Origin of the sequence: Sphingomonas sp. (assembly GCF_029239295.1) — a bacterium.
Classification (GTDB): Bacteria; Pseudomonadota; Alphaproteobacteria; order Sphingomonadales; family Sphingomonadaceae; genus Sphingomonas.
Window position 1 is genome coordinate 55,504 of record NZ_JAQZBC010000011.1, and the last position, 15,834, is coordinate 71,337.

Below are 15,834 nucleotides of genomic sequence, written 5' to 3' on the forward strand. Positions count from 1 at the left end.
CTGACCCTCTGGCACTCTGGCACTCTGGCACTCTGGCGGGCGGTGGCGCGGGCGCGCTACCGCTCGCTGGTCAATCGATCCACATCGTATGCGCGTCGATGCGCAGCTTCAGGATCAGCCGGGCGGCGGCGGCGCGGGCGGTGAGTTCCTGCGCGCGCGCCTCGTTCGCTTGCCGTTCGGCATAGAGCCGGTCGGCAAGATCGATCGCGCCGAGTTGCTGCCCGCGCGTCGCCAGCGCCGCGCTGCGTTCGGCGCGCTCGACGGCGGCGCCAGCGGCGAGCCACGCGGTCTGGCGGGCGCGGAACTCGGCGACGTCGGCGGCGGCGTTGCCGGTGACTTCGCGTTCCACCACCACGCGATCGGCCCGTGCCGCGCCAGCCTCCGCCGCGGCCTGTTCGGACAGCGCGCGACGATAGCCACCACCGAGCGGCAGCGACGCAAAGAGGCCGGCGCCCTGTTCCTCGCCGCCACGTTCGCTGAACAGCCGGACGCCGAGTGAGGGGTCGGCAAAACGATCCGACCGCGCGCGACGCGCCATGATCGACTGGCGCTCTGCCGTGCCGGCCGCGGCGGCGATTTCGTGGCTGCGCGCGACGATCAGCCGCTGAAGCTCGAGCAGGCCCTCGGGCGGGATCGCAGGTGCCGCAAGGGACGGCGCCTCGGCGGGAAGCGGCAGGTCGGGGAAGCGGGTTTCGAGCAGCGCGCGGGCGCGATCGCGGCCGGCCGCGGCCTCGGCGACCTGCGCCTCGGCCAGCGCCAGCGCGGCACTGGCCTGTTGCAGCTCCAGCTCGGCCGCGTCGCGCACCTGCACGCGGCGCTCGGTAGCGGACACGAGCGCGCGCTGATTGTCCACCAGCCGCGTTGCATTGCGCTGGAGATCGGCGGCGAGCAGCCAATCGTACCAGAGCGCGGCGAGCGACAGCGCGGCCTGGTGGCGGGCATCCTCCATCCGGTTCTGCGCGACATCGACGCCGAGCGCGCCGGCGCGCCGATCGAGCGCCGCCTTGCCCGGCAGGCGGAAGGCACGGCTGATGGTGGCGTCATATTCGACAAAATTGCCCTCGCGATCAACGCGGCGGCGCGACAGTGTGCCCTGGGCGGTGATTTCGTGCGGGCCGCGGCGAAGCGCCTCGGCCTCCGCCTCGGCTGCGCCGATCCGCGCTGTCGCCGCTTCGACGCCGGGCGCCGTGTCGAGCACCCGAATGACGAGATCGGCCGGCGGCAGATCGCTGGATTGTGCAGTCGCAGGGGGGGCGGGGAGCGCAGCACCCGCCAGCAGCAGCCAGGCCCATTTCATGCGATGCGCCCTCCATCCAGCACCGCAACGGTGTGCCAGCGGAAGGGCAGGCGGCGGCGCGCTTCGGTGGCGATGCGCAGCGCCTGCGCCACCTGATCCGCCGGAAGCTCCAGCACGATCGTGACGCGCGCGAGCGCGCCGGCGACGCGCTCCACGGTGCCCGCATCATCGAAGTCGCGGCCCAGCACCGTCTCGGCGCGCTGGTGCACCGGCGCTTTCAGTGAATCGCGCAGCGCCGTGGCGATCGCCTCCGCATCGGCGACACCGCAGGTCAAGGTGAGCAGCACCCGGCTCATGCGGCCAGCTCCTTCCGGCTTTCGCCAAATCGTTCAAAGAGGATGGGGAGGAGGACGAGCGTCAGCAGCGTCGAGGTGACGAGGCCGCCGATCACCACGATCGCCAGCGGTCGCTGGATCTCCGATCCCGGGCCGGTCGCGAAAAGCAGCGGAACGAGGCCGAAGCCGGTGATGCTGGCGGTCATCATCACGGGTCGCAGCCGGCGTTCGGCGCCGGTTCGCACGGCCTGCGCCATCGGCACGCCCTCCTCGCGCAGCTGGCGGAAGTAGGCGACCAGGACGAGGCCGTTGAGCACCGCGATGCCGAGCAACGCGATGAAACCGACCGAGGCCGGGACCGAGAGATATTCGCCCGTCAGCCACAAAGCGATGATCCCGCCAACCGCCGCAAAGGGGATGTTGGCGAGGATCAGCAGCGATCCGCGCACCGATTTCAGTGTCAGGAACAGGACGAGGAAGATCAGCAAGAGCGCGATCGGGATGACCGTCGCCAGCCGGGCAGAGGCGCGCTGCTGGTTTTCGAACTGCCCGCCCCATTCCAGGCGATAGCCCTGCGGCAGCGGCACTTCGTGGGTGACGCGGGCGCGGGCATCGTCGACATAGCCGACAAGATCGCGGCCGGAGACGAATGCCTGCACCAGCGCATAGCGCGAGCCGCTTTCGTGATCGATGCGGATCGGCCCTTCGGTCTTTTCGACGCGTGCGAGATCGCTGAGCCGCGCCAGTTCGCCGGTCGGCGTCGTCACCTGGAGGTCGGCGAAGCGCGTCGCGTCGTCGCGCGTGCCATCGTTGCTGCGGATCATGACCGGGACGCGCTTCTGCCCCTCGGCAACGATCCCGGCGGGCAGCCCCTCAAGCTGGGCGCGCAACGTATCCTGCAGCTGGTCGATCGGCATGCCGGCGCGGCCGGCGGCAGTGCGATCGATATCGAGCTGGAGATAGTCGATATTCTCGTTCGCGACGGTCAGCACCTCGGCTGCGCCGGGGGTGGATTGCAGGACGTGCTGGATGCGGCCGGCTAGCTTCGCCAGCGTCTTCAGGTCGGGGCCGAAGATCTTGACCGCCAGGTCGCCGCGCGCGCCGGTGAGCATTTCGGCGACGCGCATTTCGATCGGCTGGGTGAAGCTTGGGTCGAAGCCCGGCATCTCCTCCAGCGCGCGGCGCATTTCGGCGACAACGAACTCGCGGTCGCCGCGCCATTCGCTCGCCGGCTTCAGCGTGACGAACAGGTCGGTCTCGTTGAGCCCCATCGGATCGAGGCCGATCTCGTCGGTACCGGTGCGCGAGATGACGCCGGTGACTTCGGGCACCCTGGCGATCAGCTGCCGCTCGACGCGCGAGGTGAGGTCGAGTGAGCGATCGAGCCCCACGGTCGGCAGCTTGGTGATCTGGATCACCACCGACCCCTCATCCATCGTCGGCATGAACGTCTTGCCGACCGCGCCATAGGCAAGGCCCGCCAGCACCAGGCCAACACCGGCGAGCGCATAGACCAGCTTCTTGCGCAGGAACGCGCCGGCCAGGAGGCGATGATAGCGCGGCGCCAGCTGCCGCATGACCCAAGGCTCGCCATCATGCCCGCTCTTCAGGCCAAAGGAGGCGAGGACGGGCACCAGCGTCAGCGCCAGCAGCAGCGATCCGGCGAGCGCGAACATGATGGTGAGCGCGACGGGGGCGAACAATTTACCCTCCAGCCCCTGAAGCGAGAGCAGGGGGAGGAAGACCAGCGCGATGATGACGAGGCCGGCCGTCACCGGCACCACGACCTCCGCGGTCGCGCGATAGACGATGTTGAGCCGCGGCGCGCGATCCTCGCCCGGGCGGTTCAGCCGATCGACGATATTCTCGACCACCACAACCGCGCCATCGACCAGCAGGCCGATCGCGATGGCGAGGCCGCCAAGGCTCATCAGATTGGCGGACAGCCCCATGCCGCGCATGAACAGGAAGGTGGTGAGCGCCGCCATCGGCAGCGTCGTCGCGACGATCGCCGCGGCGCGCCAGTCGCCCAGGAACAGGATCAGCAGGACGACGACCAGAATTGTGGCCTCGATCAGTGCCTTTTGCACCGTTTGCACGGCGCGGCCGACAAGGTCCGAGCGATCGTAAAAGATCGTGATCTTCGTGCCCTTGGGGAAGCTGCGTTCCAGCTCCGCCAGCCGTTCGCGCACGCCGTCCACGACGGTGCGCGCATCGGCGCCGCGCAGTGCCATGACGAGGCCCTGAACTGCCTCTCCCTTGCCGTGCGCCGTCACGCCGCCATAGCGGGTGAGTGATCCGGTACCGACGGTGGCGACATCGCCGATCCGCACCACGCGACCATCGCGAGCGACGACCGCCATCTGCTCGACATCCTCGACGCTCTGGATCGCGCCGACCGCGCGGACGATCAGCGCCTCCTCGCCTGCCGCGATGCGCCCTGCGCCGTCGTTGCGGTTGCCGCGCATGACCGCATTGCGCAGATCGTCGACCGACAGGCGAGCGGCGGCGAGTGCCGCGCTGTCGGGACGGATCTCATAGGTGCGGACGAACCCGCCCAGCGCGTTCACATCGGCGACGCCGGGAACAGTGCGCAGCGCGGGCCGGATCGTCCAGTCGAGCAGCTCGCGCTTCTCGGCCAGCGACAGCGGCCCGTCGATGGTGAACATCAGCACGTCCGACAGCGGCGTGGAGATCGGCGCCATGCCGCCGGTCACGCCCTCTGGCATGTCGGCCATGACGTTCGCCAGCCGCTCACCGACCTGCTGGCGTGCCCAATAGATATCGGTGCCGTCGGTGAAGTCGATCGTGATGTCGGCGATGGCGTATTTGGCGGTCGAGCGAAGCGTCGCCTGATTGGGGAGGCCGAGCGTTTCGAGCTCGATCGGGGCGATGACTCGGGTTTCCACCTCCTCCGGCGTCATGCCCGGCGCCTTCAGGATGATCTTCACCTGCGTTTGCGCGATGTTGGGATAGGCATCGACCGGCAGCGAGGCATAGGCCAGCGCGCCAAGCACCCCGACCACCAGCGTCAGGCCGATGACGACCAGCCGGTAGGACAGCGACCAGGCGACGAGGGATCGCAGCATCAGTTCTGCCCTGCGATCGACTTGAGCTCGCTGACCCCGGTGACGGCGATCTTCTCCCCGGCGCGCAGGCCCGAGCGGATGACGACCAGGCCGTCGGCGCGGTCGCCGGTTTCCACCGCGCGGACCGCCACGCCCTTTGCGGTGCGGACGAACACGCTGGGCTTGCCATCGACATCGGTCACGGCCGCCGCAGGAACCGCGATCGCGCCATCGGCGGCAGGGGCGAAGAGCGTCGCTGAAACCGCGCGGCCGGATACCACGCCGGCGCTGGCGGGAACGCGCGCGCGCAAGGTGGCGGAGCGAGTCTGCGGATCCAGCACCGTGCCGACGCTGGTGACTTCGCCGCGCACGTCGCCGGGCAGGCGAACGGTCATGCCGGGGCGTACCTGACCCAGCAGCCGCTCCGGCAATTGCGCGGTCAGTTCGTAGCGGCTTTGCGCATCGATGACATAGGCGGAGGTCGCCTCGCTCACCGGGCTGCCGGTCGTGATCGTGGCGGCGGTGATCTTGCCGGCGATCGGCGCGGTCAGCGTGTAACTGCCCTTGTTGGGCGAGCCGTTGACGAGGCGGACGATGCGTCGCTGTTCGTTGAGCTCCGCCTCCGCCTCACGCAGCGCGGCGCGGGCCTCGTCGGCGCGCGAGCCGGCGATCACGCCTTCGCGTGCCAGCTGGCCAAGGCGACGGTCGTTGGCGCGGGCGACGGCGACGCGGGCCGAGGCCTGGTCGATCCCGGCGGCAAGCGTGAACATCTCACGCGCGGCAACGGTGGCGAGCGGCTGGCCGGCACGAACGCTGTCACCCTCCACCACCATCGTCCGGGTGACGACGCCGGGAATGACCGCCGCGACGGCGACGCGGGCGTTGGGCGGCGGGGCGAGCGTGGCGGGGACGGTAGCGACCGGCAGCTCGCTGACGCTTTCGACCGGGGCAAAGGTGACGCCGATCCGGGCGAATTCGGCCGCCGACAGGGCGAGGGGGGACTTGCCAGCGGCCGCGGCGTTGCTTGCGGCGGCCTCATTGTCGCTGGCCGGTGCCGCATCATTGCCGCCGCACGCCGCGAGCGCGCCGAGCAGCGCGAGAAGCAGCGGCTGTCGCCAGTTGCCGACCATGAAGAAGCGCCCCGATGTTGTTTACCAACCGGCCAGCTAGCTTCGCAACCTGACAGGAACCTGTCAGAATGCGCCATGCGAATCCTTCTGGTAGAAGATGAGGCGGCGTTGGCGCAGCGCGTCGTGGCGAACCTCGCCCGGCACGGGATGACGTGCGAATGGCTGGCACAGGGCGAGGATGCGCTGGGCTTCGCGGAGGACGGCTTCAGCGTGCTCGTCATCGACGTCGGCCTGCCCGGGATGTCGGGCATCGAGCTGGTTCGCGGGCTGCGCGCGCGCGGGCTGGCGACGCCGATCCTGATCCTGACCGCGCGCAGCGGATGGGAGGAAAAGGTCGAGGGGCTGAACGCAGGCGCCGACGATTTCATCGTGAAGCCCGTGCGGACCGAAGAACTGGTCGCGCGCATTCACGCGCTCGCCCGCCGCGCCGCCGGACATAGCGCGACGCGGATCACCGCCGGGCGGATCGCGATCGACACCGCATCGGGGGAAGCATGGCTGGACGACCAGCCGGTGCCGCTGACCGCGCGCGAATTCCACCTGCTGCAGCTGCTTACCTACAACGCCGGCCGCACGCTGACGCGGCAGAGCATCATCGACAGCCTGTATCCGCTGAGCGAGGAGCGCGACGAGAATGCGATCGAGGTGCTGGTGGGTCGGCTGCGGCGCAAGATCGGGCGCGAGCATGTCGTGACGGTGCGCGGCCTGGGCTATCGGATCGGCGGATGAGCCAGCCGCTGCACAACAGCCTGCGCCTGCGGCTGATCGTCGGTTCCGCGCTGGGCGTTATCCTGGCGGTGCTGCTGGCCGGGCTATTCATCGGCTACCTTTACCGCAGCCATACCACCGACCGGTTCCAGACCGAGCTGGACCATCATCTGGGCGAGCTGGTGGAGCTCATCGATTTCGATCCGCAGGGGCGGCCGGTGGTACGCCAGCCGCTGTCCGACCCGCAGTTCAATGTCGGCCGGTCCGGTCTCTACTGGCAGGTCAGCGGCCCCAGAGGGAGTGTCGCGTCACCGTCGCTCGCCGATGATCTGCGGCTGATGCCGGCGGGTGATGAGGCATGGCATCGTGGCCGCGCGGGCGAGGAGGAGGTGTTACAGCGCAGTGCCCGCATCATGCGCGGCGGGCAGACGCTAACCGTCACCATCGCCTCCGCGCAGCATCTGCTGGAGGAACAGGTCGACCGGTTTCGGTTCGACCTAACGCTGTCCATGACGGTCGTGGGCCTGCTGCTGCTGGGCGGCGCGGCGCTGCTGGTGCGGTTCGGCCTGACGCCGGTTCGCCGGCTGGGCGAGGAGGTCGACCGGTTGCGCAACGGCGAGATCGAGCGGCTGGACCCGCATGTCCCGGCCGAGTTCGCGCCCGTCGTCACCCGGTTCAACGCGCTGCTCGAGGGGCAGGCGCAGCTGATCGCGCGGGCGCGGACGGAGTCGGGCAATCTCGCGCACAATCTGCGTACACCGCTGGCGCTGATCACCGCGGAGGCAGAGCAACTGGCGAACGCGGGTCAGACGCAGAGCGCGGCCTTCCTGCTCGAACGGTGCCGCATGATGCAGCGGCAGATGGACTATCACCTCGCGCGTGCGGCCGCCGCGGGGACGCGCGGGGCGGGAACGCGAACGGAGGTCGCACCGCTGCTGGCGCGGATCATCGAGGCGATGCAGCGGCTCCACGCCGATCGCAGGATCGAGGTGGTGATCGACCTTCCCGCCGGGCTTCGGCTGCCATGCGACAGTGGTGACCTGGCCGAGATCCTGTCCAACCTGATCGACAATGCGTTCAAATGGGCACGCCGCACCATCATCGTGACGGGCGGGGACGACCGGATTACGATCAGCGATGACGGGCCCGGCATTCCCGTGGACCAGCGCGCCCTGGTGACCAACATCGGCATCCGGCTGGACCCGGCGACACCCGGCACCGGCCTTGGCCTGGCAGCGACGGCGGACCTGCTGCGCTTCTATGATGCGACGCTGACGCTGGACGATGCGGCGGGCGGGGGGCTGAGCATTACCGTCCGCTTTTGAACATCTGGGTCGCGCGGCGTTTCAGTGTTGCTCCTTTGTTACAGCAGGTAACAAATCGCGTTACGCCGCCGGAACCCATGCTCCCGCAAGCGCCATCGCGGCGTTTTCCCCGCCACACGGACAAAAGAAGCCAGAACGACAGCACGACAAAAAGGGAGGAAGCCATGCAACGGTTCGCTCTTTTCGCAGGTAGTTCGACGGCGGCGCTCGGCGCCCTTATGCTTCCCGCCAGTGCGGTAGCGCAGACCAGCCCCGATACGGCCCAGCCGGCCACCAGCACGGCGGCAGCGGCGACGGATGAAAGCCCGGCGGGCGACATCATCATTACCGGGTCGCGCATCGCCCGCCCCGCGGTGGACAATCCCCAGCCGACCACCACGGTCGACGCGGCGACGATCAACAACCGCGGCTATCCCGACATCGCCCGCGCGCTGAACGAGCTTCCCGGCTTTGCCGTGCCCGACAGCTCGCTGGTCGGTGATCAGGGCAACGGATTTGGCGTGGGGCAGAGCTTCGTCAACCTGTACGGGCTGGGGTCGCAACGCACGCTGACGCTGGTCAATTCGCGGCGGTTCGTCGGCGCGAATCCCGCGACGATCTTTTCATCCGGCGGCGCTGGGACGCAGGTCGACCTCAACACCATCCCGACCAAGCTGATCCAGCGGGTGGAGACGATCTCCATCGGCGGCGCGCCGATCTATGGCGCCGATGCGATCGCGGGTACCGTGAACATCATCCTGCGCAACGATTACGAGGGGCTGGATGTCGACGGCCAGGTCGGGATCAGCCAGCGCGGCGACCTGGGCAACCAGCGCGTGCGCCTGCTCGCGGGGAAGAACTTTGCCGACGGGCGCGGCAACATCACGGTCAACGTCGAATACAATCACGACGACGGCCTGTTGGGCAACAGGCGCGACATCATCCGGCGGCAGCTGGGATTCATCGCGCCGGCGCCGGGCACGTCGCCGTTCAACCAGATACTCGTAGAGAACACGCGTACCTATCTGGGCACGCCGGCCGGCATCCCCTTCATCCGCGACAACCCGTTTCTGGTGCCCCCGCGAGCTGGTGCGACGACCTCTGTCGTACGGAACGCCGCGGGGCAAATCCTTGGGTTCGACCGCAACAGCAATCTGGTGCCGTTCAACACTGGCACGCCAACACAGGATCCCACCACGTTCCTGGGTGGGGACAATCTGAACTTTGCCGACATCACCAACCTGCGGGTAATGGATGACCGGTTCAACGCGGTTGCGCTGGCGAAGTACGACTTCTCGGACCGGGTCACCGCCTTTGGCGAGGCTTGGTATTCCAAAAACAAGGCGACCAATCTCGCGGGACAGCCGGTCTATAACACGGCGTTCTTCAGCGCGAGCCCGGAAGGCGCGTTCGACGTCAACGGCAATTTCATCATCCCGCTGAACAACCCGTTCCTGACGCCGCAGGCGCGGGCATTGATCGTCCAGAACCTGACGGCAGCAGGGCTGCCCGCGGGCGACACGGATGTTTTCTACCTTGGTCGCGCCAACACCGATCTCGTCTCCGGCGTCGCGCGGCTGGACCAGGAGATGTATCGCTTCGTCGGCGGGCTCCGCGGCGATTTCTCGGTCGGCGAGCGGGTGTTCAACTGGGAAGTGTCAGCCAATTACGGCCGCACCAACAGCCGATCCAGCCAGCCATCGCTGGTCGAGCCGAACCTGCGCCGGGCGCTGAACGCGGGCTTTGACGCCAATGGCAATATCGTCTGCCTGCCGTTCAATCCGGACCCGACCAACCCGGCCTCGCCGCCCAACGTGCCGCAATATAACGGCACCATTTCGACCACGTGCGCGCCGCTGAACCTGTTCGGCAGCGGTGCGCCGAGCCAGGCGGCGCGCAATTACGTGACGACCAACGCCCGGACGGAGGCGATCACCTCGCAGCGCGACTTCCTGGCCACGCTGACCGGACCGGTGTTCAAGCTGCCCGGCGGCGATTTCGCGATCTCAGTCGGTTACGAGAACCGGCGCGAATTCTCCCGCTTCTCGCCCGATGAATTCTACACGCAGGCGCTGGGCCGTTCGATCCCGATCCTGCCGGTGCGCGGATCGTACACCACCAACGAAGTATTCGGTGAGTTCCGTGCCCCGCTGATCGGGCCGGATCAGAACATCCCGCTGATCTACCAGCTGGAGATCAACGCGGCGGGCCGGTACGTCGACAATTCTGTCGCCGGCGGGGACTTCACCTGGACGGCGGGCGGGCGATGGGCCCCGGTCGACGGCTTCGCCGTGCGCGGCAATTACACCCGCGCGATCCGCGCCCCGGCGGTGACGGAGCTGTTCGCCGCCGACCAGCCAGCGTTCGATGGCGGGTTCGATCCGTGCGATTCCCAGAACCTGACCAGCGGGCCGAACCCCGCGGTACGCCAGGCCAATTGCGCCGCGGCCGGGCTGCCGACCGATTTCTCGTCGCTGATCAACTCGGTCACGGTGCCGATCACGGTGCTAGGCAATCGCGGGCTGCAGAATGAGAAGGCCAATTCCTGGACGGTCGGCGGGGTCCTGACGCCGCGCTTCCTGCCCGGATTTGCGCTGTCCGCCGACTATGTGAACATCAACCTCAAGAACACGATCGTGTCGTCCAGCGCGACCGATGTGCTGAGCGGCTGCTACGATGCGACCGATTATCCCGACAATTTTTATTGCGGGCTGATCACGCGCGACACGACAGTGGGCGACAATTTTGGGCAAGTGCTGACGCTGGACGAACCGTTCATCAACCAGGGCGGTCGCCGGTTCGAGGCCGTGATCGTCGAGGCGAGCTATCGCCGCACGATTGGTGAGATCGGGGTCAACGCCTCCGTCAACTACCAGCATCTGATCAAGCAGGAGAACCAGATCAATGCGGCCACCCCGTGGGTCAGCGATCGTGGGGAGATCGGCCAGAGCATCGACCGCTTCAACGTCAATTTGACGCTGGATCGCGGGCCGATCAGCTGGTTCAACCAGGTGCAATATTCCGGCCCGGCGGTGTTCAACGCGACCGACACCCCGACGACGCGGGAAATCGGGCGGGTCGGCAGCTATGCCATCTGGAACACGGCCATCATCATCAAGGCGAGCGACAATTTCGATTTCCGCTTCAACATCGACAATGTGACCGATCGTGGCGTTCCCTTCCCGGCGACCGCCGGCGCAGGCGCACTCAACACCTATTACCAGGGATTGGTGGGCCGGGCGTTCCTGGTCGGGGGTAACGTCCACTTCTGAAGCGAGGCGGGACGGGGGTGATCGTCACCCCCGTCTTCGTTCCCCATCCTCACCGGGTCAGAACAGCGGCGCCGCCATCGTCAGCAGATTGTCGACGAACTGCCGCGGCAGCGACCGGGCGGTGACGCCGCGCGGAGAGATCTCGATCGAGTCCGCCAGCCAGCGCTGCTGATGTTCGCCGATCGCGAGCGCCAGCGCGCGCGATTCCACCAGCATGCTGTTCTCGAAATTGAGATCAAGGCTGCGGCGATCCATGTTGGCCGATCCGACGAGGACCAGCGCATCGTCGACCACCAACGTCTTGGCATGCAGCAGACCGCCGCGGAATTCGAAGATGCGTGCGCCAGCGCGGGCGAGGACGGGGTAATAAGCGCGGCTGATCGCGCCGGTGATCAGGCTGTCGTTTCGGTTGGGAAAGACGATAGTGAGATCCACTCCGCGGCGCGCGGCAGCGACGATCGCGTCGAGCAGCGGGGGATCGGGCGCGAAATAGGGGGTGGTGATCACCACGCTGTGCTGCGCCGCGGCCAGCACGGCGGCGAAGATGTTGGTCATGGTGGACGCAGGCGACAGCGGGCCGGTGCCGACGGCGATGGCGGGGAAGGCGCCGGGCGGCGAGGAGGACGGGTCGCTGGCGGGCATGGGGCTCGCCGCGAGCACGGCGCGCATGTCCTCGCCCGTTTCGGTCATCCAGGCGGAGGCGAAGATCAGTTCGGCCTGACGCACCACCGGGCCTTCGAACCGGATCAGGATATCGACCCAGGGCGCGAAACGGCGTTTGGGCAGAAAGGCGGCGTCGGCGCAATTCTGGCTACCACACCAGGTGCTTTGGCCATCGACGACGACGATCTTGCGATGATTGCGCAGGTCTGTGCGATGGCCGGCGAGAAAGCCAATGCCCCAGGGCACCGTCAGCGACGCGCACAGCCGCGCGCCTGCATCGCGCATCGCCGCCCAATGCGGGGAGCGGATCAGCGCGCGTGATCCGATCGCGTCCGCCACGATGCGGCACACCACCCCGCGCCGGGCGGCGCGACATACGGCATCGACCATGCGGGTGCCGTTGCGATCGGAGAGCCAGATGTAGAAGGAGAGGTGAACCGTCGCGGTGGCGGCATCAATGTCGGCGATGATCGCGTCGATCGCCTCGTCAGCGCCGGGCGCGACCACGGCCGTAGTGCCCGTGGTCACCGACCAGTTGCTCGCCGCCTCGCAGGTGCGGAAAGCGTTGCGCGCCTCTGGCGAGGGCGGATCGCGCGCAGGGGACGGGGCATGGGGCAGCAACGACCGATAGGCGTCTCGCGTCCGGCGGCGAAAGCGCGTCGACACCCAGGGTTCGCCGAACAACAGGTACAGTATTGTTCCGATCGTCGGCAGCGCGACCAGCAGCAGCAGCCACGCCGCGCGGGCATAGGGCTCGCGCCGCTCCAGCAGCGTCGCGCGAACGATGACCGCGGCATAGACGGCGACCAGGATCAGCCATGGTCCCCAGCCGAGTTGGTTCATCCAACACCCGCAGCGTCTGCCCAGCCGGTCGAGAACCATGCCATGGGAACATGATGGCCGGCCCGTGGCGATGGCGTCGATTGCGACTTGTACGCACGCCCGAGCATCGCTGCGCCTCCCTTGCGAGGTCCGACAGGCAGTTGCCAGGAGCATCGCCATTGGTCGTCTAAGAAGTGACACGTCCGGGCTGGGACGCAAGCGGCATTCGCGCGTGTTCAACGTGGGCGTTCTCTTCCGCCGACTGCTGGAAAGGTCGGACGGCGGGGCAGTCGCGTGCTCGCGATCAGTGCCGCACGGGGGCGCCCGCGCTCAGGCGACCGTCGCGGACTTGATAATCGCGCTGGTTGTTCGGGGCCAGCAGCGTGTCGCCATACCAGCGCACGATCGGCGCCTCGCGCACGGTGCTGGGTACGGGGACGAAGTTGGCCGCGGAAGTCGGATCACCCGTTCCGGAGTAGCGCGGGATCAGCGGGAAAGGGTAGATCGGCCGCGTGGCGAGCGGCGGCTCGTCGGGGGTGGGCAGCGGCGTCTGGCGGCCCGGCTGGCTGCTGCCGGGCAGGCCTCCACGGGGGCCGTTGCTGCGATCCGCAACCTTGGCGGCGATGATCGCGCCTGGCGCTTGCCCGCGTTCCACCCAGGCGATCAGCGGGGTCAGCGTATCGATCTGGCTGAAGCCGTCGCCGCCGCCGCAATGACCGGTCCCCGGGAGCATATAGAGCCGCACGAACCGCTCCGCTGCGACCGGCCCCAACTGCTGCTGGAGCGCCTTGTAATAAGCGATGGAGGTCAGCGGCGTCACCGACGCATCCGACCACCCCTGCCACAGGATAAGCCTGCCGCCGGCTTGAGCGAATGGACGCAGATCGGTGTTGAGCGCATCATTGAGCGGGTGGAGCAGCGTGACCCTGCGGAAGCTGGCGGCGTCAAAGGCGAAGTCGCGGATCAGATCGTCGGGCGCGGGCGACTGCGGATAGATCATGTAGCGCAGCATTGCCTGGCTCAGCATCCCGCTCATCGTCTGCTCGCCGGAGTTGGCGGGGATGAAGCCGCCCGCCCACCGCTGTTCCGATCCGGGTTGCGGGCCGCCGATCCAGAAGGGGGTGCCCGAGGCGTCGCGCGGGCCGTCATAGATCTTGCGGACGACCGCCTGTTCCTGCGGCGTCAGACAATTGGTGGTGTCGCGCGCGCGCGGCGGGCACGCAGCCCAGGCCGGATCGACCGTGCAGGCACGCGGATCGGCCAGCAGCCCGTCGGCCAGGCCATCCAGCGTATCGCAATGCGCGATCACGGCCGCGTGCAATACGGGGAGCTTGGCAGCGAGCAGGATGGGTGTGCCATCGGCGCGCCGGTTCGCTGCAGTCACCCACGCGTGGTAGAAACTGTTCTGGACCTGAAAGTCAGCCACCGGCGCGCCGGCCGAGATCCCGTCGAAATCATCGGGGTAACGCTGCGCCGCGACCAGCGCCTCACGACCCCCGTCCGAACACCCAGAGAAATAGGAATAGCGGGGGGCCTGGCCGTAGAACGCGGCAATCAGCGCCTTGGAAACGAGCGTGGTGAGGTGGTTGGCGCGATAGGCGAAATCGATCCGCTTCTGGGGATCGGTGGCAAAGGCGCCGAGCGGCGTGCCGGGGCGATTTTCATAGCCCATGTTGGTCGCGGCGACCACGAATTCGCCGTTCAGGGCCGGCGCGCAGCCGCCCGCCTGGGTCAGCGATACGGAGATCGAACCGCACAGGCCGCCGCATCCATTCTGGACGAGGCGCTGGGTCCACCTGGCGGTTGGCAGATAGACTTCGAACCCGATCGTCGGCGCGATGGTCCCGGCAACAGCGCAGAAAGTGCCGGCACTGGTCTGTACCTGCGCTGCCGACGTGACCGTTACGCCGACACCCGCAGCGGCTGACAGATCGACGCGCCTTAGCGTCTCGCAGCCGCGGACCGGCGCCACCGCGCGCAATGGTCCGGACGGGGCCGGCGCTGTACTGGCGCGGGAGCCGTGATCGAGGACCAGGGTGGCCGTCGCGAGGGCCAGAACGTGCCAGGCGGGCATCGTCATTCACGCCTCCTCATCTGCCAGTGCAGGCATTCGGAAGAGGGCGGCCGATGACGGGAAAACGCCCGGCTGCATCAGTTCGATCCGGTCGCCTTGCGCGATTGGCGATGCCGGCAGCGGAGAAGGCCGGTGACGAACAGTGCGGTCGGGGCAAGACCGGCGAGGAGTGCCAGCACGCGCCCGGCGAGGCCGCCGGCCGTGCCGTCATGCAGCGGGCGGACCCATGCGTTGATCGCTGCACCCGCGCCGCCCTGACGCATGTCTTGAACTGTTACGATGCGGGCGGTGCGCTGATCGACAAACACATAGCCGCCCGGAAAGCGCCGGTGGGGATCCCCCGGCATCTGCACTCTGATGCGAAAGGGCAGACCAGCATTGCCAGGGACATCGATGAAGGCGAGCTGCGCCGCCGGAGCAGCGGCGCGGGCGGCGGCTAGCGCACGGGTCACCGCGACCGTCGATCCGGAACCGGGCGACGAGCGCGGTTCGGGCACGGCGGGGGGCGCCAGAAGCGCCTGCCTGATGACCGGGAGCGCCAGGATGACGCCGCTGGCGACCAGGATCAGCAACAACGCGCCGCTCGCTACGCCGGACAGTTTGTGCAGATCGTGCAGCCGCCGGATCGGCGCGGCGCGGCGTTTGAAGGCCAGCGACTTGCGCCAACTGCCGCGCGGCCACCAGAGGACGATCCCGCTCAGCAGCAGCACCAGCATGGCGACGCCCGACCAACCGACGATCTGCCCGCCGATGTCGCCGGCAAGGAGGTGCATGTGCAGTTCGTACAGCCACGTCATCAAATAGCCGCCCCATGGCGCCACGCGGACGATGCGGCCGCCGTCGGGGGAGAACCACACCATCAGCCGCGTCGGGTGGCGGGCGCCGCCGGGGTCGGGCGGATAGTAGCGCGCGGGGATGGCGCCGCCTTCTCCCGTCACCTCGAACGACCATTTGCCCGCCGGGTCGAAGCGCCCCGCGCGGGCGGTGGCGAGTGCGCGATCCCAGACTGGCGATGTCCAGCCTGATGGTGCGGGGCCCGCGGTCGTCGCCGGCGCATCGCTGCGCAGCGCGGGATGAAGCGCCGCATCGATGCCGACATAGAAGACCAGCGCCGAGCCGGTGAGGCCGATCACCGCGAACAGCAGCCCGAGCGACAGCCCGAGCCACAGGTGGATGCGCCGCGCCACCGACCGCCACGACCATGGCCCAGCCGTTGCCTCC

General features: G+C 68.2%; 10 protein-coding genes. 3 read left to right on the plus strand and 7 right to left on the minus strand.

The features are described 5' to 3' along the window. Positions 1–70 precede the first annotated feature (70 nt). The 4 genes from K0S66_RS11655 to K0S66_RS11670 are packed head-to-tail and all read right to left on the minus strand — an operon-like array spanning position 71 to position 5,770. Entirely contained in the window at positions 71–1,297 is a 1,227-nt protein-coding gene (locus K0S66_RS11655) for a TolC family protein (RefSeq protein WP_301075570.1), read from the minus strand. Continuing rightward, complete coding sequence (locus K0S66_RS11660; RefSeq protein ID WP_301075571.1) at positions 1,294–1,593, minus strand: DUF3240 domain-containing protein; 300 nt, start codon at positions 1,591–1,593, stop codon at positions 1,294–1,296. The genes K0S66_RS11655 and K0S66_RS11660 overlap by 4 nt, the downstream gene beginning before the upstream one ends. Beyond that, entirely contained in the window at positions 1,590–4,661 is a 3,072-nt protein-coding gene (locus tag K0S66_RS11665) for a CusA/CzcA family heavy metal efflux RND transporter (protein ID WP_301075572.1), read from the minus strand. Before K0S66_RS11665 ends, K0S66_RS11660 begins: the two co-directional genes overlap by 4 nt. Beyond that, positions 4,661–5,770, minus strand: a complete 1,110-nt coding sequence (locus K0S66_RS11670; protein WP_301075573.1) for an efflux RND transporter periplasmic adaptor subunit — start codon at positions 5,768–5,770, stop codon at positions 4,661–4,663. The genes K0S66_RS11665 and K0S66_RS11670 overlap by 1 nt, the downstream gene beginning before the upstream one ends. Positions 5,771–5,845: 75 nt before the next feature. On the opposite strand from K0S66_RS11670, the gene K0S66_RS11675 reads away from it, so the two are divergent. The 3 genes from K0S66_RS11675 (at position 5,846) to K0S66_RS11685 (ending at position 11,054) form a co-directional block, all read left to right on the plus strand. Beyond that, positions 5,846–6,499, plus strand: a complete 654-nt coding sequence (locus K0S66_RS11675) for a response regulator transcription factor (protein WP_301075574.1) — start codon at positions 5,846–5,848, stop codon at positions 6,497–6,499. Then, a complete protein-coding gene (locus K0S66_RS11680; protein ID WP_301075575.1) occupies positions 6,496–7,803 on the plus strand; it encodes a sensor histidine kinase in 1,308 nt (435 codons plus the stop codon). Before K0S66_RS11675 ends, K0S66_RS11680 begins: the two co-directional genes overlap by 4 nt. A 164-nt stretch (positions 7,804–7,967) precedes the next feature. Continuing rightward, entirely contained in the window at positions 7,968–11,054 is a 3,087-nt protein-coding gene (locus K0S66_RS11685) for a TonB-dependent receptor (RefSeq protein WP_301075576.1), read from the plus strand. Positions 11,055–11,111: 57 nt separating this feature from the next. On the opposite strand, the gene cls is transcribed toward K0S66_RS11685, so the two are convergent. From cls to K0S66_RS11700, 3 genes are all read right to left on the minus strand, one after another. Then, on the minus strand, positions 11,112–12,560 hold the full coding sequence (gene cls / locus K0S66_RS11690) for a cardiolipin synthase (RefSeq protein ID WP_301075577.1): 1,449 nt from the start codon (positions 12,558–12,560) through the stop codon (positions 11,112–11,114). Between the two features lie 283 nt (positions 12,561–12,843). Next, entirely contained in the window at positions 12,844–14,619 is a 1,776-nt protein-coding gene (locus K0S66_RS11695; protein WP_301075578.1) for a tannase/feruloyl esterase family alpha/beta hydrolase, read from the minus strand. Between the two features lie 71 nt (positions 14,620–14,690). Beyond that, positions 14,691–15,800 (minus strand): PepSY-associated TM helix domain-containing protein, encoded by a 1,110-nt coding sequence (locus K0S66_RS11700; protein ID WP_301075579.1) that lies wholly within the window; start codon positions 15,798–15,800, stop codon positions 14,691–14,693. Positions 15,801–15,834 lie beyond the last annotated feature (34 nt).